At 72.3% G+C, this 24,417-nt stretch carries 20 protein-coding genes (1 of these 20 only partly in view); 12 read left to right on the top strand and 8 right to left on the bottom strand.

Annotated features, from left to right (window positions below; genetic code table 11):
- Positions 1-65 precede the first annotated feature (65 nt).
- The 4 genes from ACZ4U4_RS06580 (at position 66) to ACZ4U4_RS06565 (ending at position 4,397) form a co-directional block, all read left to right on the top strand.
- Complete coding sequence (locus ACZ4U4_RS06580) at positions 66-695, top strand: TetR/AcrR family transcriptional regulator (protein ID WP_467869591.1); 630 nt, start codon at positions 66-68, stop codon at positions 693-695.
- A gap of 144 nt (positions 696-839) precedes the next feature.
- Complete coding sequence (locus ACZ4U4_RS06575; RefSeq protein WP_467869589.1) at positions 840-1,553, top strand: TetR/AcrR family transcriptional regulator; 714 nt, start codon at positions 840-842, stop codon at positions 1,551-1,553.
- Between the two features lie 10 nt (positions 1,554-1,563).
- Positions 1,564-2,736: an FAD-dependent oxidoreductase gene (locus ACZ4U4_RS06570; RefSeq protein WP_467869587.1), complete on the top strand. Its 1,173-nt coding sequence runs from the start codon at positions 1,564-1,566 to the stop codon at positions 2,734-2,736.
- A gap of 326 nt (positions 2,737-3,062) precedes the next feature.
- Positions 3,063-4,397 (top strand): NAD(P)/FAD-dependent oxidoreductase, encoded by a 1,335-nt coding sequence (locus ACZ4U4_RS06565; RefSeq protein ID WP_467869585.1) that lies wholly within the window; start codon positions 3,063-3,065, stop codon positions 4,395-4,397.
- Positions 4,398-4,494: 97 nt separating this feature from the next.
- Here the strand turns inward: ACZ4U4_RS06565 and ACZ4U4_RS06560 are convergent, their stop codons facing one another.
- The 4 genes from ACZ4U4_RS06560 to ACZ4U4_RS06545 form a co-directional block, all read right to left on the bottom strand.
- Complete coding sequence (locus tag ACZ4U4_RS06560) at positions 4,495-5,160, bottom strand: DUF1345 domain-containing protein (RefSeq protein ID WP_467869583.1); 666 nt, start codon at positions 5,158-5,160, stop codon at positions 4,495-4,497.
- A gap of 123 nt (positions 5,161-5,283) precedes the next feature.
- Positions 5,284-6,174 carry an MBL fold metallo-hydrolase gene (locus tag ACZ4U4_RS06555; protein WP_467869581.1) on the bottom strand — a complete coding sequence of 297 codons (891 nt, stop codon included), beginning with the start codon at positions 6,172-6,174 and terminating at the stop codon, positions 5,284-5,286.
- 211 nt (positions 6,175-6,385) lie between these two features.
- Positions 6,386-6,814 carry a RidA family protein gene (locus ACZ4U4_RS06550; protein WP_467869580.1) on the bottom strand — a complete coding sequence of 143 codons (429 nt, stop codon included), beginning with the start codon at positions 6,812-6,814 and terminating at the stop codon, positions 6,386-6,388.
- A gap of 27 nt (positions 6,815-6,841) precedes the next feature.
- A complete protein-coding gene (locus tag ACZ4U4_RS06545; protein WP_467869578.1) occupies positions 6,842-7,672 on the bottom strand; it encodes a phytanoyl-CoA dioxygenase family protein in 831 nt (276 codons plus the stop codon).
- A 99-nt stretch (positions 7,673-7,771) separates the two neighbouring features.
- Here ACZ4U4_RS06545 and ACZ4U4_RS06540 point away from each other — a divergent pair, with 99 nt between their 5' ends.
- Positions 7,772-8,443, top strand: coding sequence for a TetR/AcrR family transcriptional regulator (locus ACZ4U4_RS06540; protein ID WP_467869576.1), 672 nt, complete (start codon positions 7,772-7,774; stop codon positions 8,441-8,443).
- 237 nt (positions 8,444-8,680) lie between these two features.
- On the opposite strand, the gene ACZ4U4_RS06535 is transcribed toward ACZ4U4_RS06540, so the two are convergent.
- On the bottom strand, positions 8,681-9,883 hold the full coding sequence (locus ACZ4U4_RS06535) for an MFS transporter (RefSeq protein ID WP_467869574.1): 1,203 nt from the start codon (positions 9,881-9,883) through the stop codon (positions 8,681-8,683).
- A gap of 191 nt (positions 9,884-10,074) precedes the next feature.
- On the opposite strand from ACZ4U4_RS06535, the gene ACZ4U4_RS06530 reads away from it, so the two are divergent.
- Complete coding sequence (locus ACZ4U4_RS06530) at positions 10,075-10,518, top strand: MarR family winged helix-turn-helix transcriptional regulator (protein WP_467869572.1); 444 nt, start codon at positions 10,075-10,077, stop codon at positions 10,516-10,518.
- A 108-nt stretch (positions 10,519-10,626) separates the two neighbouring features.
- Here the strand turns inward: ACZ4U4_RS06530 and ACZ4U4_RS06525 are convergent, their stop codons facing one another.
- Positions 10,627-11,691 carry a BTAD domain-containing putative transcriptional regulator gene (locus ACZ4U4_RS06525; RefSeq protein ID WP_467869570.1) on the bottom strand — a complete coding sequence of 355 codons (1,065 nt, stop codon included), beginning with the start codon at positions 11,689-11,691 and terminating at the stop codon, positions 10,627-10,629.
- Between the two features lie 182 nt (positions 11,692-11,873).
- On the opposite strand from ACZ4U4_RS06525, the gene ACZ4U4_RS06520 reads away from it, so the two are divergent.
- The gene (locus ACZ4U4_RS06520; RefSeq protein ID WP_467869568.1) at positions 11,874-14,252 is read left to right on the top strand and encodes a helix-turn-helix domain-containing protein; all 2,379 of its coding nucleotides are present in this window, start codon (positions 11,874-11,876) and stop codon (positions 14,250-14,252) included.
- 163 nt (positions 14,253-14,415) lie between these two features.
- A complete protein-coding gene (locus ACZ4U4_RS06515; protein WP_467869566.1) occupies positions 14,416-15,762 on the top strand; it encodes a PP2C family protein-serine/threonine phosphatase in 1,347 nt (448 codons plus the stop codon).
- On the opposite strand, the gene ACZ4U4_RS06510 is transcribed toward ACZ4U4_RS06515, so the two are convergent.
- The gene (locus ACZ4U4_RS06510) at positions 15,737-16,474 is read right to left on the bottom strand and encodes a response regulator transcription factor (protein ID WP_467869564.1); all 738 of its coding nucleotides are present in this window, start codon (positions 16,472-16,474) and stop codon (positions 15,737-15,739) included. The two genes, ACZ4U4_RS06515 and ACZ4U4_RS06510, sit on opposite strands and share 26 nt — an antisense overlap.
- Positions 16,475-16,766: 292 nt before the next feature.
- On the opposite strand from ACZ4U4_RS06510, the gene ACZ4U4_RS06505 reads away from it, so the two are divergent.
- Positions 16,767-17,843, top strand: coding sequence for a hypothetical protein (locus ACZ4U4_RS06505; protein ID WP_467869562.1), 1,077 nt, complete (start codon positions 16,767-16,769; stop codon positions 17,841-17,843).
- Between the two features lie 77 nt (positions 17,844-17,920).
- Here ACZ4U4_RS06505 and ACZ4U4_RS06500 read toward each other — a convergent pair whose 3' ends face one another.
- Positions 17,921-18,472, bottom strand: coding sequence for a hypothetical protein (locus tag ACZ4U4_RS06500; RefSeq protein WP_467869560.1), 552 nt, complete (start codon positions 18,470-18,472; stop codon positions 17,921-17,923).
- A 306-nt stretch (positions 18,473-18,778) separates the two neighbouring features.
- On the opposite strand from ACZ4U4_RS06500, the gene ACZ4U4_RS06495 reads away from it, so the two are divergent.
- From ACZ4U4_RS06495 to ACZ4U4_RS06485, 3 genes are all read left to right on the top strand, one after another.
- A complete protein-coding gene (locus tag ACZ4U4_RS06495; protein ID WP_467869558.1) occupies positions 18,779-19,090 on the top strand; it encodes a WXG100 family type VII secretion target in 312 nt (103 codons plus the stop codon).
- A gap of 167 nt (positions 19,091-19,257) precedes the next feature.
- On the top strand, positions 19,258-19,758 hold the full coding sequence (locus tag ACZ4U4_RS06490) for a WXG100 family type VII secretion target (RefSeq protein WP_467869556.1): 501 nt from the start codon (positions 19,258-19,260) through the stop codon (positions 19,756-19,758).
- A gap of 151 nt (positions 19,759-19,909) precedes the next feature.
- Positions 19,910-24,417 carry the 5' portion of a protein-glutamine glutaminase family protein gene (locus tag ACZ4U4_RS06485; RefSeq protein ID WP_467869554.1) on the top strand. 25,561 nt of this gene lie beyond the right edge of the window, so the window shows 4,508 of its 30,069 coding nt (coding positions 1-4,508); it begins with the start codon at positions 19,910-19,912; the stop codon falls past the right edge of the window.

Below are 24,417 nucleotides of genomic sequence, written 5' to 3'. Positions count from 1 at the left end.
CGCGAGGCGCCCTGCGCCAGAATGGGGAGACGCCCCGACCACCCGCCCCGACACAGGAGGTCCCCGTGCCGTCCGCCGGCCGCCCCCGCGCCTTCGCCATGGAGGCCGCCCTCGAGGCCGCGATGCTGCTCTTCTGGGAGCAGGGCTACGAGGCCACCTCGCTCGCGCAGCTCCGCGCGGCCACCGGGCTGTCCTCCGCGAGCCTGTACGGCGCCTTCGGCTCGAAGGAAGGGCTGTTCCAACGGGCCGTCGAGCACTACATACAGGGCCCCGGCCGCGTCACCGCCGTCGTCGCGGACGAGACCCTCAGCCCCCGGGAGGCCGTCGCCGGTCTGCTGCACGGCTCGATCGACATGCAGGCCGACCCGTCCCACCCCGTCGGCTGCCTCGTCGCCCTGTCCGGCACGATGCGGGCGCCCCACGAGGACCACGCGGGCGTGCGGGCCGCCGTCGCAGCGCGCCGGGAGGCCGACAGGAGGAGCATCAGGGGGTGCGTGGAGCGGGGCGTCGCCGCGGGCGAACTCGGCGCGGACACCGACGTCGCCGGGATGACAGTCATGATCCACGGCTTCCTGCTGGGCATCTCCACACAGCTCCGCGACGGAGTGGCGGCGGCCGACCTGCACACGGCGGCCGACCTGCTGCTCGCGAACTGGGCCGGCGACCGGGGCAGCCGGAGGCGGAAGCAGCCATAGCGGCTCCAGCACCGCTCCGCAGAAGTTCGCGGAGGGGGCAGGCCGCCGGGCCGTCGAGGTAGAGGATGCAGGCGCACAGTCCAGGCATTCGAACATGTTCGTGACGAACTTGTTCGCCACGAACATGTTCGTTACTGTGTCGGCATGACACCGCGCCCCCCAGCCCCCCGCAGTCGCCGCGAACGCCCCGCCAAACCCGCCCTCACCCGGGACGGGATCGTCGACACCGCGGTCGCGCTGATGCACTCCGACGGTCTGGAGCGAGTCACCATGCGTCGGCTGGCGCAGGAACTCCATACGGGCCCCGCGTCGCTGTACGTCTACGTCGCGAACACTGCCGAGTTGCACGCCGCTGTGCTCGACCAGCTGCTCGGCGAGGTGGACCTGTCGCCCGCCGGCGCCCAGGGAGACTGGCGCGAGCGGCTGGTACGGCTGCTGACCTCGTACGTCGACGTGCTCTTCGCACACCCGGCCCTGGCCCGCGCAGCCCTGGTGGCCCGCCCGTTCGGAGACAACTACCTCGGCCTGGTGGATGCCGTCCTCGCGTTGCTCGCCGAAGGCGGGGTCCCGCCGGGTCCGGCGTCGTGGGGGCTCGACCTGCTGCTGCAGTACGCCACGGCGAGCGCGGCCGAACACACCACGCAGGATCGGGCACCCGAGGCGGAGGACGACTGGGACGCGCTGACCCGGGCCCTGCTGGGCGCCTCGCCCGACCGGCACCCGCAGATCGCCGCACTGGGCGCCGTGCTTCTGTCCGGCACCCCCGAGGAGCGTCTGGCCTGGGGTTTCCAGGTGCTGATCAGCGGCATCACGGCGGCACCCGAGCCGCCCACCACACCACGTACGCCTACTTCATGAGGAGGCCGGCATGGCCACCGAGAACACCGCGATCCATCACCCCATAGCCGTCGTCGGCGCCGGACTCGGCGGCCTCGTCGCGGCCCGTGTCCTGCACGTGCACGGCATCGAGACGGCCGTCTACGAACGCGACGCCTCGCCCCACGCCCGCCCCCAGGGCGGCATGCTCGACATCCACGAGGAGTCAGGACAGGTCGCGTTGCGGGCCGCCCGGCTCTTCGAGGAGTTCCAGGCCACCATCCATCCGGGCGGCGAGGAGCTCCGGATCCTCGATGCGGACGGCTCGGTCCGGTACAAGGACGTCGAGGAGGGAGGCCGCCCCGAGGTCGACCGAAACGACCTGCGCCGCATCCTGCTCGACTCGCTGCCCGAGGGCACCGTCCGCTGGGGCGCGAAGGTGACCGGTGCGCGCCCCCTGGGCGACGGCCGCCATGAGGTGACGCTCGCCGACGGCACCCTGTTCACCACGGACGTCCTCATCGGCGCGGACGGCGCCTGGTCCCGGATCCGCCCGCTGCTCTCCCCGGCCGTACCCGCCTACACCGGCATCTCCTTCGTCGAGATGGACCTGCACGAGGCGGCCGTGCGGCATCCCGCGACGGCCGAACTCCTCGGCGGCGGCATGATGTTCACGCTCGCCGACGGCAGGGGGCTGCTCACGCATCTGGAGACCGACGGCTCGATCCACACATACGTGGCCTTCACCGTGCCCGAGGACTGGCTGTCCGGCATCGACTTCACGGACACGCAGGCGGCCAAGCAGACACTGCTGGAACATTTCGAGGGCTGGGACGACCGGTTGCGTGCCCTCGTCGCCGATGCGGACGGCACGCCGACCCCCCGCGCGATCCACGCCCTCCCGATCGGCCACCGCTGGGACCGCACGCCGGGCGTGACCCTCCTCGGCGACGCGGCCCATCTGATGTCGCCGTTCGCGGGCGAGGGCGCGAACGCGGCGATGCAGGACGGAGCGGAACTGGCGACGGCGCTCGCCACGCACCCCGGCGACGCGGAAGCCGCACTCGCCGCATACGAACGCGCCCTCTTCCCGCGCGCCGAGCAGGCCGCCGCCCAGTCGGCCGAGGGCCTGACCCGCCTCTTCGGCCCGGACGCCGCGCGCAACATGATCGCCATGATGAGCGGACAGAAGGATGTTGATCAAGGCGCCGGGTCGCCGAGGTAGAGCCCGCGTGCGCAGTCCACACAGCCCTCCCCGCCGCCCTGCGGACGAACCCGCGCCGCCGGCAGCAACGGCCTTGCCCACCCCCACAAGTCATCCGGAACGGTCCGTCCCCACCGTCCACTCCTCATGCCGGCACGGCCGCCAACCGGCCACGCAGGACACGGTCAAGACGGTTCGGTCGGACGGCTGACCGCGCGCTTCGGTTCCGGCCGGAGGTGGCACCGGCGGCGGCGCCGCGCATTTTCCATAACACCTGTTGCGTGAATTCGTACGGCTCGATACGGTGCCGCCATCTTCTGGACTCACGACGGGAAGCCGGGATCGACATGTACGACGTTGCAGCGAGCGGGGCCGGCTTCGCCGGCGTGACGTACTCGGCGTTCAGCGGCTGGGCCGACCGGCCCACCGACTTCGCGCCGATGCTGGAAGAGGAGCTCACGTGCGACATCGCCGTTGTCGGGGGTGGTTACGCGGGCATGTCGGTGGCGCTGCGGCTGGCCGAGCGGGGTGCCGATGTCGTTCTGCTGGAGTCCGGGTTCTGCGGAGGGGGCGGCAGCTCGCGCAACGCCGGGTATCTGTCGAACGCGCTGGCAGGCGACCCGCAGCTTCTGAACACGCTGTACGCCCGCCGCCTGCCGCATCTCATCCGTTACGCGGACAGGGCGGCCCACTTCACCGAGGATCTGATCGGACGGCTCGCCATCGACTGCGAGTACGAGCCGACGGGTAACGTCATCGCCGCCGTCTCCCCGGGACAGCTCCGGCGCACCCGACGGAACGCCGAGATCCTCCGGGGCGCGGGGGCGGACGTCGAGTTCGTCGAGGGCGGCGGCTTCGGCCTGCCGAAGACGTTCCTCGGCGGCGTCTTCGAGCGGGCCGGTGGGTTGCTGAACCCCGGGAAGTTCGCGCTCGGTCTGCGCGAGGTGCTTCTCGCATCGGGCGTGCGGGTGCACGAGCGGACCGCCGTGCGCGCGATTGAGCCCCACGCCTCGGGAGCCGTCGTCAGCGTGCCCGGCGGCCGCGTCCGCGCCGAGCGTGTCGTTCTGGCCACCAATGCCTACTCCCGCGACCTTGCGATCGCCCCGAAGCGGATGGTCACACCGATCTGGACCAGCTTGGTCGAGACCGAACCGGTCGCCCCCGAACGTCTGGCGGCGACCGGCTGGACGAGGCGTGTCGGCATCATCACCCCGCACACGATCCTGGAGAACTACCGGCCCACGCCACGCGGCACGGTCATGTTCGGAACGCGACGGCTGCGGACGGCACCGGGAGCGCTGGGCGTTCGTGAGCCGGACGACACGGTCGTGGCGGACCTCGTCCGCGGCTTCCATGAGCGGTTCCCCTCGCTCGGCGACGTCGCACCGCGACGCGCCTGGGGCGGGTGGATCGCGATGACGTCGTCGCTGCTGCCGGTCGCCGGCGAGGCGACGAAGAACGTTTTCTACGCCATCGGCTGCAACGGCCACGGCCTCGCCCAGTCCCCTTACCTCGGAACACTGCTCGCCGACCGGCTCGCCGGCGACCGGATGCACGAAGACCTCGCCGCCGTATGGCGCGCCCGGCCGCGGTTCGCTCCGTCCGTCCTCAGCGCGCCGGCGCTGCACGCCGCCTGGACGGTCGACCGCATCTCGGACCGCCTGCACCGCCGCAGGGCCTGAAGTCCGGCTGCGCCGTGACAACGGCGGGGGCATGACTGCCGAGCAGCGGGAACGAGCGCGGGCGTGCCGTGTTGCGCCGCACTGTTTCGCCGGTGGGCTAACGGCGGCCCAGTGCGGATACCAGGCTGGCGACCGTGACGGTGTTGAAGACGAAGGCGATGACCGTATTCGCCGCCACGGTCCGCCGCATGTCCCGTGAGGTCACGTTGACGTCGGTGGCGCCGAACGTCGTCATCGCGGCCAAGGCGAAGTAGACGTAGTCGGCCCAGGCCGGGGCCTGCTCTCCGGGGAAGTCGAGTGCCCGCTCGTTCTCCACGAGGTTGTCGGCCTGGAAGGTGACGGCGAAGGCCACGACCACGCAGATCCAGGCGACGACGACCAGAGCGAGAGCCACCAGCGTGCGCGGGAGGGCGGAGAAGGCGGTGCTGAGGTGGCCGGGAAGCCACAGCACTGCCACCACCAGCGCGGCAGCCGCGATGAAAAGCGACGCCCCGGGCCCGGGTGCGGTCCCGAGGATGTAGCGCTGGAGGAACGTGCCGCGGGCTTCGCGATGCGCCCAGGAGCGGACCTGCTCCGGAGCCACGCTCAAGAAGGCGGCCAAGGTGAGGGCGAGGTAGGGAATCAGGTAGGCGAAGAGTACGAGTACGCCGACATCCGCTGCCGAAATCTGCGCCACGCCGTCGTGGGGCAGGACCACTGCCGCGCACACCGCGATGACCAGGCTCACCGCCGATCGGCGCCGTTCGGAAAGCCAGTGGTGCACGGACGAGCCTCTCCGGACGGACATCGTGGTGACGGGCGACGCTGGACGGGCGGATCCCGGCCGATGGTACGAGTGCTCCGGCTCGACCTCGTGGCGGCGGGACCGCGGCGTGTCGGGCGCGTGCTACGTCGCGCGGAACCGTCCGGGCTCGACCTCCGTGACCAGGCTTCTGCCCATCAGCCGGGCCAGGTGTTGCGCCGCCGTCCTCCGCTCGACCGGCCCCACGTGCGCGCCTTCGACGTGCGCCCGGTAGACGAGCCGGTGCTCGCCGATCTCCGCGACGGTGCGCGGCTCGTCGAGAAGCGCCAGGAGCGCCGCGTCCCGCTTCTCCATCACCCCGGCGAAGTCGGCGAGCCGCCTGCGGAATTCGGTGGCGCCCTCGATCACGCCCTTCTGGTGGGACGTGCCGTACCAGCGGGCGTCGGTCTCCCGGCAGCGGCGCAAGGACGCCTCGAAGTCCAGGAGATCGCTGCCGACGTCCCCGTAGTACGGGCCGAATGACGTCAGGTCGATGTCCGCCACGAACAGGAAGCCGTCCGGCTCGATCAGGAAGCCGCTGTGGCCCGCGGTGTGGCCGGGGAGGTGCACGGCGGTCACGGTGCGCCCGCCGAGGTCGAAGACGGCGCCGTCGGTGAACCCCGTCGCATCCGGACGGCCCTGGACATGGAACTGCTCCCGCAGCACCCGCTCGGCGCGGTCGGCGGCGTCGGGCGGGAGGCCGAATCCGGCGACCATGACGTCGCGGGACCGCAGTGCGGCGAGGTCCCCCTCGTGGACGTGGACGGGAACGTCGTAGCGTCCCAGACCGGCGACGTGGTCCTCGTGTGCGTGGCTCACCAGAACCACGTCCGCGGGTGGCGCCGACGCGACGAGCGACAGCGACGGATCGACGACCAGCGTGGCCTCGGTGCCGCGTACGAGCAGGGAGTTGCCGAACGGGTAGGCGCCCCGCTCGCCGCCGACGAGCACGGTGACCCCGCCGTACTCGGCTTCCGTGTACCCCGTGGTGGGCATGGTCCTCACTCCTTCGTCGGCGGCCTGCGGTGTCCGGGCGGGTGCGCGTCGCGCAGGGCCGGGGGGGGGGGGGGGGGGGGGGGGGGGAGGGGGGGAGGGGGGGGGGGGGGGGGGGGGGGGGGGTCGGGGGGGGGGGTGGGGGGGGGGGGGGGGGGGTGGGGGGTCCCCCCCCCCCCCCCCCCCGGCCCATGCCGATGCCATGCGGTGGGTGTCAGCCGACCGGCGAGCGGTCGGGCCGGTCGTCGCCGCTGCCGGCGACGGCGACGGCGCGGATCTCGACCAGCAGTCCGGCAAGGGCCAGTTGGGACACTCCGACCGCGGTCCACGACGGGTAACGGTCGGGGAGGTACTCGTCCTTGACCCGGGCGAACTCCGTCATGTCTTCCCGGAGACCGGTGTGGAACGTGGTCAGCTCGACGATGTCGGCCAGGCTCGCCCCTGCGGCTTCGAGTACGGTCCGCACGCCGTCGAACGCTATGCGGGCCTGGGCGTCCATGCCGTCGGCGGGGGTCATGGTGGAGGCGTCGATCCCGACCTGGCCCGACACCCAGATCGTGTCGCCGACGCGGGTCGCCTGCGAGAAGTGCAGCCTGTCGTACAGCGCTTCGGTGGAAGGCGGGTTGATCGATCGGCGTTTCATTCCGTGTGACCTCATCTCGGAGCCCGGTCAGACGAGTTGACGGAAGACGGGCGAGCGGAACGGGTCGCCCGCGTTCAGCTTCGCCATCTCCTCGACGAAGAGGATGCCGTTGCGGGCGAAGTGCTCGTTCTCCTCCGGGAGGGGCCGGAACGTCGCGTCGTCGCCGAAGAAGCGCAGGACCAGCGTGTGGCGCTCCGGGCACGCGGCGTCGACGCGCGCACCGCCGTGCAGCGAGCGGGGGTGGAGCACGACGACATCGCCGGGCTCGGTCGCCCAGGAGAGCACGTCGTAGGCGTCGGGGTCGCGCGCGAGTTCGGCGTCGATGTCCGGCAGGCGCGGCAATACGCCGCCGCCGTACAGGGGTTCGGTCGGATCGCGAGGGTCGGCGAAGGTGGCCCCGTCGTACTGGGTGCCGCGGTGGGAGCCGCGGATGATCTCCAACGAGTTCGCTTTCGGGAGCGCCTGGAAGCTGATCCACGCATTGGCCCAGTGCTCGCCGGCCCAGGGCAGGTACGCGGTGTCCTGGTGCCAGGCGGTGCGCCCGCCTCGTCCGCCGGCCTTGAGGAATATCTCCTCGGCGAAGTACCACACGTGCCGCGAGCCCCACAGGTCGGCAAAGAGCCGGCCGAACGGCAGCGACGAGACCATCGCGTCCAGCCGGGACTTGGCGAGCGGGTTGGCGTTGTCGACGTGTGACTGCTGCTCGGTCCCGTTGAACATCCGGGTCGCGTGGGGCCCGGCGTGCTCGACGGCCCAGTGGTACGCCTCCTGGCACCGCGCCAACTGCGCCGTGTCGAGGCAGTCCTTCACGAGAACGGCGCCGTCGTTGCGGAATTCTTCCCTCACTGACTCCTGCATGGGCTGTTCCTCCCGTAGGTCAGGTGGTGGCAGCACCGTAACGAGCCCTCAGCATTTTCCACAACAGTAGTTACGTTAATTGTGTGGCAGAATCACAGGGTGTCCGAAAACCCGATCCGACAAGCGAACGACGACGGTGGAACCGAGCCCGTCGTGCGGCGTGGCCGCCCGACGGGTGACCGCGCGGCGAAGCGGGCCGAGCTGCTCAGGGCGGCGGCCTCGGTGATCGCGCAGGAGGGCTACGCCAACACCTCGCTGCGCAAGGTGGCCCACCGCGCGGGATGCACGACCGGAGCGGTGACGTACTACTTCGCGAACAAGGAGGAACTGGTCACCGCGTTGGCCGAGAGCCGGTTCGACGGCTTCGACGCCATGCTCACGGCCGGCCGGGGCCGGCCCGACGTCAGGGCGATCCTGGAGCGGTGGCTGTTGCGGACCACGGACGATCCCGAGTTCTGGCCCGTGATGTCCCAACTGCTCGTCCACGCACGGTACGAACCGGCCTTCGCCGCCGTCATCGAGCAGCGCTACGCCCGCCACCGCGACGCGCTCGCCTCACTCCTCACCACCGGGCAGGCGCAGGGAATCATCCGCGACGACATCCCCGCCGACCTGCTCGCCGACCAACTCGGCGCCATCGGCGACGGCTGGATGATGATGTTCCCCATCGAGCCGGAGAGGTTCACACCGAGCCGGGTCCAGGCTCTCCTCGACGCCGCCATCACCTTGATCGCTCCGCCTCCGGGCGCCCGCCATGAGCCCGGCCCGTAAGACGGTGTCCTCTGCGGAACAGCGTGCATCCTGCCACCCGGGACACGCGCCGCGAGACTCCCGACGCTCCCCGCACGAACGTACCGGCGTCCCGCCGCAGCGCCTCGCTGCTGGTGCTGTTGCTCACGGCCATGTCCGGGGCGACGGGGCTCGCCGTCCCGCTCGCGGGCGCGCCGCAGCAGCAGTTCCCGCCCCCGCCTGCACGAGATCCTTCTCGCCGAACTCCGCAAGGCGGGACTACTGGCGGTCGGTGGTCCAGGCGAGCGCGGCGATGACGGGGAAGGCTGCCGCGGTGAGGGCTACCGCATGCCAGTTACCCAAGTGGTAGGCAAGGGTGCCGAGTTGGGAGCCGATGGCGCCGCCGATGAAGAAGGTGGCGATGTAGACGCTGGTGATCCGGGCGCGGGCGTCCGCGTCGAGTTGGTAGATGGTGTGCTGTCCGAAGATCAGGGAGCACTGCACGGCGCCGTCCAGAAGGACTGCGGCGGCGGCGAGGACGAGGATCTGGTGGGCGGCCAGGCCGGCCCAGATGAGGGTGGCGGAGGCGAGCAGGCAGGTCACGGGGGTGAGCCGGTGGACGAGCCCTCGGTCGGCGAGGTGGCCCGCGAGAGGGGCGACGAGCGCGCCGGCGGCGCCGACGAAGGCGAACAGGCCGACCTGGAGCTGGGAGTAGTCGTACGGCGCGGTGGTCAGGACGTAGGAGATGGTCGTCCAGAACGCACTGAAGGCGGCGAACATGCAGGCGTGGTAGAAGGACCGGCGGCGCAGCTGCGGGTGCACGCGGATCAGGCGGGCCGTGGAGCGCAGCAGCGCGGTGTAGGAATCGGTGCTGGTGGGGGCCCGGCGGGGCAGCGCGCGGCGCAGGACAGGGGCCAGGATCGCCATCAGGGCGGCGGAGACCAGGTAGACGGCGCGCCAGCCTGCGACGTCCGCGAGCAGGCTGCCGACGGTGCGGGAGAGCAGGATCCCGGCGAGCAGTCCGCTCATGACCTTGCCCACCACGGCGCCGCGCAGGTGATCGGGGGCGAGGTCGGCGGCGTAGGGGACGAGGACCTGTGCGACGACGGAGGTGGCGCCCGCGACGAGCGCGGCGATGAGCAGGACGGTGAAGGTGGGGGCGAGACCGCCGGCGGCCATGGCCAGGGCCGTGACGGTGAGCAGGACGGAGACCAGACGGGAGTTCTCGATGCGGTCGCCGAGGGGGACCAGGAACACCATGCCGGCGGCGTAGCCGAGCTGGGTCAGGGTGACCAGCAGGCCGGCGGTCGAGTCCTGGAGCTGGAAGGTCCGGCGCAGCATCTCCAGGAGCGGCTGGGCGCAGTAGAGGTTGGCCACGGTCAGCCCGCAGGAAGTGGCCAGGAGTACGACCAGCCGGCCGGGCAGGGCTTTCTGTCGCGCGTTTGACTCCGATGTGGCACGGGCGGCTGCGGGCACGGGCATGGCCTGTCTCCGGATACGGACGTGGGGAGGGGCGGAAGCCGAGTCGACTCCACAGATCGGTCGGCCCAGGACCTGTGCCCCGGCTCGAAACGGACACCTCGATCGCTTGAGCGAGCAGCCGACCGATCTAGAATCAGGATTCCATATTGAACTTCGATTCAACATAGAACGCGACGAGTACAATGTCAACCATGAAGAACTCGGGCGACCCGCTACCTCAGGGGATCGAAATCGGCGCACTGTCCAGGGTCATTCGGCAGCACTTCGCCGACCGGATCGAGCAGGTCATCCACCCTCTGGGGCTCACCCTCGGGCAGTGGACGGTGCTGCGGGAGCTGAAGCGGACACCCGGCGCCTCCGCTTCAGAGCTCGCGCGCGCCGCGGTCCACACGCCGCAGGCCGTCAGCCGTCTCGTCCGGACCCTGCAGGAGGAGGGGCTGGTGGAGCGCTCCCCAGCCCGGGGCCGGGTGGTGGACAACCACCTCACGGCCAAGGGACACAAGGTGGTGGATGAGACCTTCCTCCAGATTGAGGCCCGGCTGGCTCCGGCACTGGAGAAGTTCGACAGGGCCAACACCGAGGAGTTCCGCCGTCTGTCCCATCTCCTCATCAAAGCCCTGGAAGACCCGGCCTGAGCCGGATGAACGAGCTGGTGCGTGACAGCAGGTGAGGGTGTGGTGGTCGGCGCGCGGCGTGAGCGTACGGGGAGGGACGGCCGGTGGACCGGTCCTGCCGGGTGCCGGTCAGGCGGCGCCCGCCCGGGCGGCGCCGCTGTCGGTGTCGGTGTCCGTGGCGCCGCCGCGCAGGACCGACCACCGGGCGCGCAGCAGGAGTTCGCCCGGTGGGACGCCGAGGTCGTCGGTGAGGTGGCGGGCGGTGCGGTCGAAGACGGCCAGGGCCTCGGCCCGGCGGCCGTCGTGGTGCAGGGCGCGCATCAGGAGGGCGGCGACCGGTTCGTTGAGCGGTTCCTCCGAGGCCAGCGTGGTGAGGGCGGCGACCGCGTCGGCGACCCGGCCGAGCCGCAGCAGCCATGCGGCGCGCCGCCGGGCCAGCGCGACCCGGCGTTCGGCGAGCCGCATCCGTTCCGTCTCGGCCAGCGGGCCCGGCAGCCCGGCCAGCGGTTCGCCGCGGAACAGCTCCAGCGACCGGGAGCTGTGCCGCACCGCGGTGCGCAGATCCCCGGCGCGGGCGGCCGTCGCGGCGGCCGTGGCCTCGTCCTCCATGTGCGCCACGTCCACCTCTGCGACGCCGTGGGCCAGCCCGTAGCCGTACCGGTCGCGCCGGATCACCGAGTCCGGGCACGCGCCGAGCCGGAGGGGTTTGCGCAGCCGGTAGACGTAGACCGGTACGACGTCGGCGTCCGGCGATTCCAGTCCCCAGACGCCGTCCAGCAACTCCCGCCGGCTGACCGAGCGTCCGGACTTCAGCGCCAGCGCCGCGAGGACGGCCTGCTGGCGGACCGGGCCGACGTCGACCGGGCGCCCGGCGAGCCGGACCCGCAACGGGCCGAGCAGGGAGATCCGCAGGCGCGGGCCGGGGGCCGGTGCCGTCCGGTGCGGGCGGGGGCCGAGGCCGGGGACGACCAGGGCGCGGTCGGCGGTGTGGCCGAGGGCGGCGGTGCGGTCGCGCAGGCCCAATTTCTGCAGGATCCCTGCCAGTTGTGCGGTGACCAGTGGGACGGGCAGGCCGAGGGTGTCGGCGATCCCGGCGTCGTCCAGACCGTGGCCGAGCGCGTGGAGCACCTCGCGTTCCCGGGCGGTGAGGGGTGTGAGGTGCGGGTGGTCCCGGTCGGTGGCCGGTGTCGGCATGTGGTGTCCCCGTTCCGTGGTGCGGTCGTCCGGCGGTTGCGGGCGCGCCGGTGGCCGCAGGTCACGGTGGCCCGGTGGAGGAACCGTGGACAGGACGCCGAGGCGGCCATATGTGGCCGGTGGCCGCGCTACAGTCCTCGACCTGCGAAGGGACGCCATCTCATGGGGAGGGAACGTCGGTTGTGGCCGGTGTGTTCGGCGAGGTGCTGCGGCGGCTGCGGAGCCGTGCGGGGCTGACCCAGGAGGAGCTGGCGGAGCGCTCCGGGGTGAGCGTCCGCACCATCCGCGGCCTGGAGACCGGCAGCCGCGTCAATCCGCGGATGACGACGGTGCAGGAGCTGGCCCGGGCGCTGCCGCTCGGCCCCGACGAGCGCGGGGAGTTGCTGCGGGCGGCGATGGGCGGCGGGGCGGCGCGGGACGCGGACGCACCGGATGCGGCTCAGGACCCGGGCCCGGCCCCGGGCATGACACCGTACGAGCCGGGCGCCGGTACGGCCCCCGACGCGGATGCGGCGCGAGCGGCCGCCGACGCCGCCCCGGTCGCCGCCGCTCCCCCACCCTCCCCCGACCCGCTGGCCGACGCCGTCGAGCAGTTGGCGGCCGCGGTGGCCGCCCGCTGGCGCCGGGAGGAGGAGCAGCGGCAGATCCAGGATCCGTTCCCCCTTCCGGTCCGCTGGCGGGCCGCCGCCGAGGAGCTGGCCGATCACTGGGCCAACATCCGCCGCCTGCCGCCCGGTGCCGCGGCCGGGCCGCTGGCGCTGGACGGGCGGTTGGACGGCGTCGCGGCGCTGTACCGGCGGGTGCCGTCCGGGCGGCTGGTGGTGCTGGGGCGGTCCGGTTCGGGCAAGACGGTGCTGGCGCTCCGGTTCGTCCTGGACCATCTCGCGTCGCGGACCGCCGCGGAACCGGTACCGGTGATCTTCAGCATCGGTGCCTGGAACCCGGCCGCCGTCCCCCTGCGGGACTGGCTGGCCGACCGGCTGATCCGCGACCACCCCGGCTACGCCGCCCAGGGACCCGGCGGGACGACGCTGGCGGCCGCGCTGGTGGAGTCGGGGCGGGTGCTGCCGGTGCTGGACGGCTTCGACGAGATGGCCGCCGGACTGCGCCGCCCCGCGCTGGAGGCCCTCAACGCCACCACCCTCCCGCTGCTGCTCACCAGCCGCCCCGCCGAGTACGCCGCCGCGGTCGCCGAGACCGATGTCCTCACCTCCGCCGCGGCGGTCGAACTCACCGACCTCACCCTCGACGACCTGGCCGCCTATCTGCCCCGCACCACCCGCAAGCCCGGCCGCGCCCGGCCCGCCGCCAACGCCTGGGAGCCGGTGCTGACCGCCCTGCGCGCGCACCCCGCACCGCCGCTCGCCGCCGTCCTGACCAATCCGCTGATGGTCGCGCTGGCCCGCGCCGTCTACAGCGACACCCCGGACCACGATCCGGCGGAGCTGCTGGACGGCGAGCGGTTCGGCGGCCCGGAGGCGCTGGAGGACCATCTCCTGGAGAGTTTTCTGCCCACCGTCTACCGCCGCCCGCCCCCGTCGGCGCCGGGCGCCCGGCCCCGCCGCGCCGTCGCTCCGGACCGCGCCCGGCACTGGCTCGGTCACCTCGCCCACCACCTCCACCGGCTGGAGACCCCCGACCTGGCGTGGTGGCGGCTGGGCGGCGGACTGCGGCGTGGTCCCCGTACGGCGGTCACCGCGCTGGTGACGGGGGTGGCCGTCGGTCTCGCCGACGCCGTGCTGGCCGCCGCCGTCGGCAGCCCGTACCCGCTGGTGGACGGGGCGGTCGTGGGGCTGCTGGCCGGGCTGATGTTCGGGCTCGTCCACTGGCTCACCTTCGCGGTCCGGGACGTACAGGTGGCGCCGTCCGCCGTGCGGCTGCGCCTCGGCGGCGGAGCGCCGCGCGGCACGGCCGGCCCCCGGCTGGCCGTCGGGACGCTGGGCGGCGCGGTCTTCGGCGTCGGCTACGGCGTGGTCGTCGGCCTGCTGCAGAGTCGCTTCCGCTGGCCGGCCGGGCTGCGGGCCGCGACCATCGACGGGCTCTTCTACGGGCTGGTCTTCGGCGTCGCCGCCGGGCTGAGCTTCTGCCTGCTGAGCCTGGTGGAGCGCCCCCTCGATCTGCGGTCGGCCGCCCATCCGCGGGGCCTGCTGCGCACCCACCGCGCGACGGTGCTGACCCGGCTCGCCGTGTGGGCGCCCCTCTTCGGGGCGCTGGTCGGGGGCGGCGCCGCGGTCGCGGTCGGGCTGCTGCGCGGGGTGCTGGGTCCCCTGCTGTGGAGCCCCGCCGCCGGGCTCGTGCTCGGCACGCTCAGCGTGGTGGGCGGCGCCCTGGGGTACGCGCTCGCGCTGACCGCCTGGGGGCAGTGGCTGGTGCTCGGCCGGTTCTGGCTGCCGCTGACCGGGCGGCTGCCGTGGGCCGTCACCACCTTCCTCGACGACGCCTACCGGCGCGGGGTGCTGCGGCAGGCGGGCGCGGTCTACCAGTTCCGCCACGCCCGCCTCCAGCACCATCTGGCACGGGCCCACCGCACGGCGCCCGGCCGCGGGGGCCCGCGGAGGTGAGACGTCCGGGCGGCGGCACAGCCCTTAGGTTCCCCCGGACGGTGCACCGCAGCCGTCCCACACCAGGCGCGGCATATCCGGTCCGTGCTCTTATGGGAGGGTATGTACGTCGAGGTGAGCGCGTCGTTCACGCGTTCCGGTGGCGGTGGGCAAGGGGCAGCCGGTGGCGCAGGAGCGGGAGGAGACGACGCCTGACGAGCCGGCCGACGTGCCGTATCTGTCGCTGTTCAACCTGCCGCTCAGTTCAGATCTGGACCGTCTCGGCGACCAGATGCACGATCTGGCGCGCGCCCAGCGCACCTTCCAGGGGCTGCTCGGCGCGGTGGTCAGCATCAGCAGCGAGCTGGAGCTGCCGACGGTGCTGCGGCGGATCGTCCGCACCGCGATGGATCTCGTCGGCGCCCGCTACGGTGCGATGGGCGTCCTGGACGACAGCGGTGAGCACCTCGCCGAGTTCGTCCCGCTCGGCCTCACCACACAGGAGCTGGCCGGTCTCGCCGGGGTGGAGCTGCCGCGGGGGCGCGGGCTGCTGGGGCACCTCATCCACCATCCGCAGCCCCTGCGGGTGGACCGCATCGCCGCCCACCCGGGTTCGGCGGGTTTTCCGCCCGGGCACCCGCCGATGCGCTCCCTGCTCGGTGTCGCGATCTCGGTACGCGGCCGGATCTACGGCAACCTCTATCTCTCCGACCGCAGGGACGGGAAGCCGTTCGACCGGCACGACGAGGGCGTGATCCTGGCGCTCGCCGGGACCGCGGGGGTGGCGATCGAGAACGCCCGCCTGTACGACCAGGTCCGCAACAGCTCCGAACGGTTCCAACGGCTGCTGCTGCCGGAGCTGTTGGATCTGCGGCCGTTCGAGGCGGGCGCGATCTACCGGCCGGCGCGTACGCCCGGTCAGCTCGGCGGTGACTGGTACGACGCGGTGAAGCTCTCCGACGACTCGTGCATCGCGGTGATCGGCGATGTCGTCGGACACGATCTGGAAGCGGCGGCGGCCATGTCGCAGACCCGCAACATGCTGCGGGCGCTGACGTTCGACGGCCGCACCCCGCCGAGCGCCGCGCTGACCCAGCTGGACCGCATCATGGACATGACCGGCGGCCAGCTGCTCACCACGGCGTGCGTGGCCCGCCTGGACGCCGCCGACCGGGGCTGGCGGCTGCGGTGGAGCAGCGCCGGGCACCCGCCGCCCCTGGTGGTGCCGCCGGACGGTACCGCGTACTACCTGGACGCGGAGCCCGGACTGCCGCTCCGGGTGGACACCACCCGGCCGCGGCCCGACCACTCCCGCGTACTGCCGCCGGGCAGCATCGTGATCCTCTACACCGACGGGCTGATCGAACGCCACGACCGGCCGCTGACCGACGGGATGACCGCACTGGCGGCGCTCGCCCGGCACCACGCGCGGGAGCCGGTCGACCAGCTCTGCCGCTCCCTCGCCGACCGCCACCCCAGCGACGGCCACGACGACATGGCGGCGCTCATCCTGCGTACGCCCGGTCCGTGAGCCGCCCACCGGACACCCGGCCCGGCGCGACCAGCGGCACCACGGCGCTCGCGCCGAGCTTCGGCCGGGGCTCGTGCAGCAGGCCCAACTCGATGGCGGTGCGGGTGAGATCGGCCTTGTTGCCGACGTTGAGCTTGGCCCGGATGCGCTTGATGTACGTGCTGACCGTGGCCTCGGACAGGCCCATCCGGCGGCCTATCTGACCATGCGTCAACCCTTCGGCGAGCAGCCGCAGCGCCTCCAGCTCGCGGCGGGCGAGCGAGCGCGGCTCGATGCCGCCGGGCTGCTCCAGCTCGGTCCGCAGCCGGGGCACGAGCGTGGCGGAGAGATGGAAGCCGCCGGTGACGACGGTGCCGACGGCGCGCAGCAGTTCCTCGTCGTCCACCTGGTCGGTGACACAGCCCAGCACCCCGGCGCGGACGGCACCCAGCAGGCGGTAGGGCTGGACGAAGCCGGACACCAGGAGCACCGGGGCGCAGGCGACGAGGCGTTCGAGGGTCCGCGCCGGGGACTCCGTGCCCGCATGGTCGTACGCGGGCGGGCTGTAGAGGATGGCGTCGGGGGCGTCGGGGCCCGGGGCGAGCGGGAGGTCCTGCACGCACTCCACCGAGGCGACCACCGTGAGCCACGAAGCCCGGGAAAGCGCCCTTTCCAGACCGTACCGGACGAGATTCTGGCGCTCGACAATGACAATGCGCGCACAGTTGGACATGCGTATTCCTGTCGTCAGATCAACGCGTCGTTCCCCGTTCCCCCGAGCGGCACACTAGCGGAGAACCGAGGCGATGCGCCCCAACGTACCGCACCGATCGGCGCACCCGGATCGACGGTGTCGCGGAGCGGAACACCACTTGCTCCGCCGGGGCGTCACACAATCGCCCGGAACGGCCCCGGAAGGCAAATCGGCCGGGTGATTTCTGATTTTCTCCTGGGCCTTTTCCGATTGCCGGTGAGCGGTATTCTGCCGCCTGTCCCTTACGGCAAGACAATTGGAGAGTACGTACGTGGCTGACCAGGAAAAGTCCCCGCAGCCCGCTGCCGAGTCGCCGGGGCGCCTGCCGGAGGAGGACCGGCACGGCTTCGTCTCCGCGTTCGTGGGCGGCGTCCGCTCCGACGGTGAGCAGGGCAGGCCCGGCAAGCGGCTGGTGACGATCGGCATCGCGGTCGTCGCCGTGCTGGGCCTCGGCGCCCTCGCCATCGGCGCGCTCAACAGCCCGGCGGAGAAGAAGACCGAGGCCGCCGGCAAGGCGGCCCCGGCGGCCGCCACCGCCGGGGCCGACCACCACGAGAAGGGCAAGGAGTCCCCCACCGGCGGCGCCGGGACCGGCGGCGGTACGGGCGGGACGGGCGGCATCGGCGGGACGGGCGGCATCGGCGGCATCGGTGGCACGGGCAGCCAGGACCTCACCCCGGACGGGCGCCGGCACATACCCGCGCCGAACGCCCCTGACACCACGGGCTCCTCACACACCCCGCCGAGCCCGAAAGCCTCCCCCACCCCCACCACCAGCGGCAACGGCACGTTCCGGACCCGCAGCGTCGCCCCGGCGTTCACCGCCCTCGCAGGGTACGGCTGCCCGTCCAGCCCCACCGCCGGGGTCTGGATGAAGGACGCCAACTTCAACCTGAAGCGGGAGGGCTGGGTCAAGTCCGGCACCGGCGGCTACACGGGCTCCGGCTGTACCGGCCGGTATGTCTCCCTGCCGATGTCGGGATCGTCGACGAAGTACGACCCCGACCAGTACGTGCTGTGGAAGTTCGACTACCGCGCCAAGATCAAGGGCGCCGCGACCTGCCGCCTCGCGGTGTACATCCCGAACAACCCGAAGATCCTCTACGTCGGCGGCCACCCCGCCAAGTACGCGATCTACGACGCCGACCGCAGCGGCGGCACCCCCGCCGCCGCGTTCGACATCGACCAGGTCAACAGCCGCGGAAAGTGGCTGTCGCCCGGCCCGTTCAAGGTCAGCAGCGGTCATGTGACGCTGCGGATGTTCAACACCGGCGTCGACCACACGGCGGCGACGCAGTATGCGCACGACGTCGCCGCGCCGGTCCAGCTGAGCTGCGCACCCGCGTAACCGGACGGGCCGGGTCCCTGCCGCTCCGCGAGGAATCGGCAGGGACCCGGCCCGTTGCTGCCGGTACGTCGGCGGGCTCAGCCGTCCACGATGGGTTTGCCGGTCGGCTCGGGGAAGGCGGAGTTGTGGTCGGCGTGGGCGTAGTAGGTGCCCGCGCGATCCATCAGGACCATGTACCGGCCGACCAGTTCGATGGCGTTGGCGCACTCCATCAGCACGTTCTTCATGCTGGGGTACATCACCGGGCCGAACTTCTCGGCCGCCGCCCGCACGCCCGGGTCGTCCTTGATGAGGGGGCCGACGTCGGGCTCGAAGAACGTCGGCTCGTGCGGGTTGCGCCTGTCCACCAGCTGGTTCGGGCGCGGCTTGGGGATGTTGTCCTTGTAGGTCGCCTGCTCGCCGAAGACGGTGTGGGCGGCGTCGGCGGCGAGGACCTGCGACTTCAGGCTCTCGTACCCCGTGACCATGTCGGTGGAGGAGGTCCGCAGGAGTTCCATGCTGTCGACGAGGTTGCCGATGTTGATGGTGAAGGCCGCGTGGCTGGGCGCCCTGGTCGGCGCCTTCTCCCCCTCGCCGCCCTCGGCCTTCGGCACCTCGGTGGTGATCGTCTCGGGTTGGGTCCAGAGCATCGACAGGACGGGCAGGTTCGTGACGCCGGGGGGCGGCGCCCCGTCGCCTCCCGTGTCCCCGCCGTCGCCGTCGGACGAGATGGGCGTCCGGTGGGGACCGTACCGGGAGTCTTTCGGTTCCACTGCCACAAGTGCCCTTCCGCCGTGATCACCCCGGGTGAAAGCCGGTTCCACCCATCCCATCCAATGCAGGTACACAGCGGACAGGTCCCCGTTCGGTGACGTCCCGTCGCCCCTGATCAGTGACGCGGCAGGCGTCGGAAGAGGGACCTGCTTCGGAGTCATCCGCGCACTTAAAGTCACCGTGTGGCCTCTCGCAGCTTCACCCTCAACGAGTTCCGGATCGAGCTGGACCGGCTCCACGACACCATCGGCACGGTGGGCGGATGCACCGCCGCCATCGAGGCGGACATCGCCGCCGTGAAGGAAGCCTTCCGGCTCGCCGAGTCCGTCTGGCAGTCCCGGTCCAGCGCGACCTTCTCCGGCCTCCAGCGCGAGTTCAGCGAGCACATGGACACGCTGGTCACGCTGTTGCACGAGATGAAGCGACGGATGCAGGCGGCGTACGACATGTACCAAGAGGTCGAGACCAAGAACACGAAGAACTTCCACAAGTAGCACCAGGGGTGCCGTCCGGTCCGCACGGGCCCGGACGGCACCCCGCACGCGGAGGGCGTCCACCGTGTCCCTGCCGTCCGGCGGGCGCCTGCGTCCGGACATCCCTCAGGGAGCCTTCCTGCCCATTGGTGCGGAGGCGGCTCCCTCGTACGGCCCCAGGAGCAACGGTGAGCCCCAGCCAGGAACCCCAGTCCGGCCCCCCGGTCATATACGGCCAGGTCGGCGGCGTACACGAGTCGATCAGGGTCGACGGCGAGGCGCTCCGCACGTACGGGGAGCAGATCGGTGGGCCCGACGGTGCGGGCGGGCTCGTCTCGGACATCGGTGACGAGGTGTCCAAGATCTTCAAGTCGTTCACCGACCTCCAGCTCGGCTGGGCGGGTCAGACGCAGGAGGAGGCCGGGGCCTTCTTCCAGCGCCTCGACGCCTGCATGACGAGCCTCTTCGGCAAGGGCGGCGACACCGAGAGCCAGGCGAACAGCGTGCTGGCCCGGGTCGCCTTCTCGCTGACGCTGGCGGGCAACAATTACCTCTCCGCGGAGGAATCGGCCGCTCAGGAGTTCGGCGCCTTCGCCGGCGGACTCCTCACCTGGTGGGCTCCCCCGGGAAAACAGGAGAGCATCACCGACCCCACGAAGTCCGCGATCAGCGAAGTATTCCCGTCGTGAATTCCGCAGTACGTCGTCACACCTCTCCGCTGACGCTCGCTTGCGTTTTTCTTGCGTTCCGCTGACGTCTCGCTGATATTCCCAGCTCGCGCCTTCCCCGGGCCCGGCTCTCCCCTTTCCTTTCCGTCTCTCTCCACCAGGTGATGTCGCCATGTACGAGCCCGATCCGACCATTGCCGACAACATCTACGTCCTCGGCAACGCGTGGATTGATTTCGGCGACATGCTGTGGGAAAAGCTGACCGCCATGGACACCTCCGTACAGGACATCCAGTGGTCCGGTGACGCCCACGAGATGGCCGTCGTCTGGGCCTGGGCCCTGGTGCGGGAGAGCAAGTTCAAGCCCGCCATCAACCACGCCTGGGACGTCGGGAACGCGATCAACGCGTACGGGGACTTCATCAAGGACGTGCAGGCCAAGGAGTTGCACGCGGCGCAGATGCAGGCGATCAAGACGATGATCATCGGCCTGCTCTCCCTGGTCGCCGTCGTCGCCCTGGCGGTGCTGCTGCCGCTGGGCACGATCCTGGCGGCGCTCACCTCGGTACTGGAGGCCATGGGCGTCGTCATGGAGGGCATCGCCCTGGCCGCCGCCTACGCCGGTGCCGTCGCCATCGACGTGATCTTGAACGTCGTCGTGCAGATCGGTGCCGACATGGCGGCGGAGGCGTTCGCGTCCGCCGTCACCCACACCGACATGCCGGACTTCGGCAGCAAGGAGTGGTGGAAGCACGAGGCCCTGAACATCGGCCTCGCGGGCGGTTTCAGCCTCCTCGGCCCGGGTCTGAAGGGGCTGGGCGCGCTGCGGCGGGGGCTGGGCGATCTGGGGCGCGGCCCGAAGCTGACGGCGCCGAAGTTCGACCCGAAGGTCGAGGCGCCGCCGATGGGCGGCGGCACGGGAGCGGCCGGGTTCGGCGCGCCGAAGGGGTCGGTCGCCCCGCCGCCGGGCCTCGGCAACCTCAACGGCGATCTCGTCAACAAGCTGCCCCACGAGACGGGTGGCGTCCTCCCGAACCGCGGCAACGTCCAGCCCTTGAAGACGGACCCGGTCCGCCCCGGCGGCGAGATCCCGGTGAACGCCAACCCCCACCCGGCGGGTCCGCCGCGCGAGACCCCGGGCGGTGTCCCGCCCCGCACCCAGGTCACGCCGCCGAACAGCGCCCGGCCCCAGGGCGAGATGCCGCACCAGCCGCCGAACGGTGCCCACCCCCAGGGCGAGGTACCGCACCAGCCGGGTACCGGCCCCGGCACCACGCACAGCCCGAACCTGTCGCATGTCGACCCCGCGCCCGCGCACGTCCCGGCGGGCCGGAACACCGCGCCCCCCGCGGGCGCGCCGCTGGCCGACGAACGGCCCGGCGGTGCCCCCGCCGGCCGCCCCGAGCAGCAGAGCGGCCCGGGGGCAACGCCGTCGCAGAAGGGCGCGCCGACATCGTCGCGGACGGCGGACGAGCACACCGGGGTGCCGCCCGTGACGCAGGTGTCCGAGCACGGTGCGAACAACCCCGGCGCACAGGGCAAGGGCACGCAGAACGTCGGGGAGGGGGGCCTGCAGAACGTCCCGGGCAAGGCGCGTCTGGAGGCCACGCCGCCCGGCCGCGCCCCCGCGGGCGACGTCGCAAGGTCCGAGACGCCGCACCAGACGGCCCCCAACGGCCGGGGCGACAACCTCACGCCCAACGGCACCAAGGGGCAGGACACCACCGGCAACGTCGGCAACGCCAAGACCCAGGACGCCACCGGCACCCCCGGCAACACCAAGCCCCAGGACGTCACCACGCCCGGGGCGAAGGACGCCAAGTCCGGCGCGGAGCACGGCAGGCCGCAGCAGACGGCTCGGAACGAGCCCCAGCCGGCGTCCACCGAGGGGAAGCCCACAGCGCAGAAGTCCACGCCGGCGACGCCCCCCGAGAACAAGCCGTCGGTCGAGCACAAGCCGGCCGGCGACCGCACCGCCGCCGGCTCGTCGAAGGAGCTGACGACCAAGAGCGAAGGGAACGCCACCAGGAACAACGCCCGCAACGAGAGCGGGCGGACGCAGACCGGGGCGCCGGAGCGCACGGAGCCCACCTCGGCGTCCTCCGCCGGCAAGGACGGCGACGTCCACGACGCCGCGGCCGGGAGCCGCAGCAGCACCGACCACGCCGCGATCTCCCGCACCGCGGACGACGCCGTCCACCACGGCCCCGGCCCCAGCGCCCCCCTGCACGCGGGCAGCGGTCCCGCCGGGCGTGCGGCGGGCGAGGCCGAGCAGTCCGCTGCGGCCGCCGCGAAGGAGGCGGACGCCGCCAAGGCGAAGACGTGGGCCGCCGAGAGCGACACCCTGAAGAAGAACACCGCCGAGAAGCTGGCCACCACCGAGCGGGCCCAGAAGCTCGCCTCGGACGAGCACTTCGCCGACGGCGGCCGGAAGCTCCAGGAGAAGTTCACCGACACCACCGGCTCGTCCAAGGCGCTCCGTTCGCTGAACGACGTCGAGCGGCAGAAGGTCTTCGACGGGCTGGTGGGCGACGCCCGCACGAAGTTCGACGACCTCTTCGGGCCGTTCCGGGAAGGGCGTGACGTCCGCCCCGGTGACCTCACCAAGGCTGAGCAGCAGTGGCAGAAGGAGCTGGACAAGCTCGGCGACACCATCCGGGGGCGCGCCCAGCTCCACAAGCTCCAGGCGAAGGTGGACGCGCGGATCGAGACGAAGGCCGCCGAGGCACGGACGCAGTGGCGCGCCGAGGGCCATGAGCCGGAACTCATCGACCGGGCCGCCAAGGAGTACGAGGAGGCCCTGGGGCATGCCGCGGACGCCACGTACGGCGAGCTGAAGTCGAAGCCGCACTGGCAGGTGAGCAACAAGGGCCAGCGGTTCGACCAGATGGCCGACGGCCTGCGCAAGGGGCTGCCCGACCGGCTGGGCCGGGAGATCGAGTTCCAGGGGACGGTCGACAAGCACCTCGACGCCTGGCAGGAGTTCGGCGCCGGACTGAGCAAGGAGGAGAGCGCCGCGCTGCACCAGCGCTATGCGCACGGCGGGAAGCAGGCGTTCGGCGATCTGGTGGACGAGGAGGCCGCGAAGCTGCTCGCCACCAAGCGGCGCACGCGACCGTTCGCCCAGCTCAGCGCCAAGGAGCAGCAGCTCGCCCGTGACCTCGCGGTGAAGAAGTGGCCGCTGCGGGAGGAGGAGTTGATCAAGCGGCTGGACGCGGAGATCCAGGCGGGTAAGGACCTCCGGCGTTTCGTCGACGATCTGCCCACCCGCCTCGACAAGGACCTCGCGAACCGGCCCGGCCCCGCGCACACGAAGGGGCCGCTGGCCGACAGTGTCCACGCCTCACTGAAGCGCGACGCCGAGACGCTCCTCGACGACCTGCGCCACAAGCCGATGAAGACCGGCGCGCAGGACATCAGGGAGTTCACCGAGAACGGGCTGTCCAAGCTCGACCGGAGCCTGGACGGGCGGTTCCGCTTCGAGAGCGGCGTCCACGAGCGGTGGAACAGCCACCAGCGTCCGGCCGATGACCTCGGTACCCACGGCGAGCAGGTACGCGGCTGGCAGAACGAGCTGCGGCACCGCGCCGTCACCGACATCCGCAAGGGCCTGGGCACCGACTACTCCCCCACGCACGTCGACGACGCGCTGGCGAAGCTCGACTCGTCGCTCACCGACATCGGCAAGGCGACGCCGGAGCTGCGGGCGGGCGCCGAGCGGCTGCCGCAGACGACCGCCGAAGCACGGGCCGCCTGGGACGAACTGGCCTCGGGACACCCGGAGTTGAAGCCTTCCACCGCGGACCGCATGTGGGAGGAGTTCCACCACGACTGGATGTCCGGACACGGCAAGATCTGGTCGGACGGCCGGCTGGACGGCGTCAGTTGGCACACCCCTGAGCGGGCACCCGAGGTCCCGTACGACGCGGCCCGTGCGGCCGAGCACCAAGCGGCCCGGGACCGGCTCCTGGACCACTACGAGACGCTCGTCGATGTGGCCGGGACGCGGGATCGCCACCTGGCGCGCCTGGCCGACGACGTACGGAACGCCGCCCGGGAGTGGCAGCCGCCGCACCAGCGGTTCGAAGGTGCGGCCCGGACCGCGGAGCATGCCGCCGGGCTGGCCAAGGAAGCGGCCGGGTCGGCGCGGCAGGCGGCCGCGGCCGCGAAGGAGGCCGCCGGGGCGCTGGAGCGGGTCGCCGGGAAGGGCGGCCCGGGCGAGGCGGTGCCGCCGAAGTCCCTCGCGGCCGAGGAGCGGGCCACTCCGCACGGCCGGGAGAGCACCGCCCCCGGCGAGGAGCTGCACGGGGACGTCGCCACGGTCAAGGAGGCCCAGGGCACGGCCCGTTCCGCCGAGGAGGCCGCGACCGCGGCGCGGGACGCGGCCGCCCGGGCGTGGGATGCCGCCCAGGCGGCGGCGGCCGGACGGGTCGAGCAGAGCGGCGCGGCGCACACGGCGGACCTGCTGTCCGCCGCCAGGGAGGCCGCCGAGGCGGCGGAGAAGGCCGCGGCGCAGGCCCTGCGCGCCGCCGACGCCGCAGGTGACGCGGCGGCGGCCGCCCGGCGTGCCGCGCACGCGGCGGAGGACTCGGGGGCGCACCACTTCCGCGACCTGATCGGCCGTGACACGGCGTACGCGCCCGGCGCGGCCGACATCAAGGCGGTGCTGGACGACGCCGC

The sequence above is a fragment of the Streptomyces sp. NPDC029159 genome, assembly GCF_055564055.1.
Note: the sequence above shows the minus strand (reverse complement) of the source record. Positions and strands in the feature narration are given on the sequence as shown.

Bases quoted from the DNA above. Each gene is read 5' to 3' on its own strand.
- ACZ4U4_RS06570 (WP_467869587.1), top strand. From the start codon at position 1,564: ATGGCCACCGAGAACACCGCGATCCATCACCCCATAGCCGTCGTCGGC.
- ACZ4U4_RS06530 (WP_467869572.1), top strand. From the start codon at position 10,075: ATGAAGAACTCGGGCGACCCGCTACCTCAGGGGATCGAAATCGGCGCA.
- ACZ4U4_RS06510 (WP_467869564.1), bottom strand. From the start codon at position 16,474: ATGTCCAACTGTGCGCGCATTGTCATTGTCGAGCGCCAGAATCTCGTC.
- ACZ4U4_RS06500 (WP_467869560.1), bottom strand. From the start codon at position 18,472: ATGCTCTGGACCCAACCCGAGACGATCACCACCGAGGTGCCGAAGGCC.
- ACZ4U4_RS06565 (WP_467869585.1), top strand. From the start codon at position 3,063: ATGTACGACGTTGCAGCGAGCGGGGCCGGCTTCGCCGGCGTGACGTAC.
- ACZ4U4_RS06555 (WP_467869581.1), bottom strand. From the start codon at position 6,174: ATGCCCACCACGGGGTACACGGAAGCCGAGTACGGCGGGGTCACCGTG.
- ACZ4U4_RS06575 (WP_467869589.1), top strand. From the start codon at position 840: ATGACACCGCGCCCCCCAGCCCCCCGCAGTCGCCGCGAACGCCCCGCC.
- ACZ4U4_RS06550 (WP_467869580.1), bottom strand. From the start codon at position 6,814: ATGAAACGCCGATCGATCAACCCGCCTTCCACCGAAGCGCTGTACGAC.
- ACZ4U4_RS06525 (WP_467869570.1), bottom strand. From the start codon at position 11,691: ATGCCGACACCGGCCACCGACCGGGACCACCCGCACCTCACACCCCTC.
- ACZ4U4_RS06535 (WP_467869574.1), bottom strand. From the start codon at position 9,883: ATGCCCGTGCCCGCAGCCGCCCGTGCCACATCGGAGTCAAACGCGCGA.
- ACZ4U4_RS06545 (WP_467869578.1), bottom strand. From the start codon at position 7,672: ATGCAGGAGTCAGTGAGGGAAGAATTCCGCAACGACGGCGCCGTTCTC.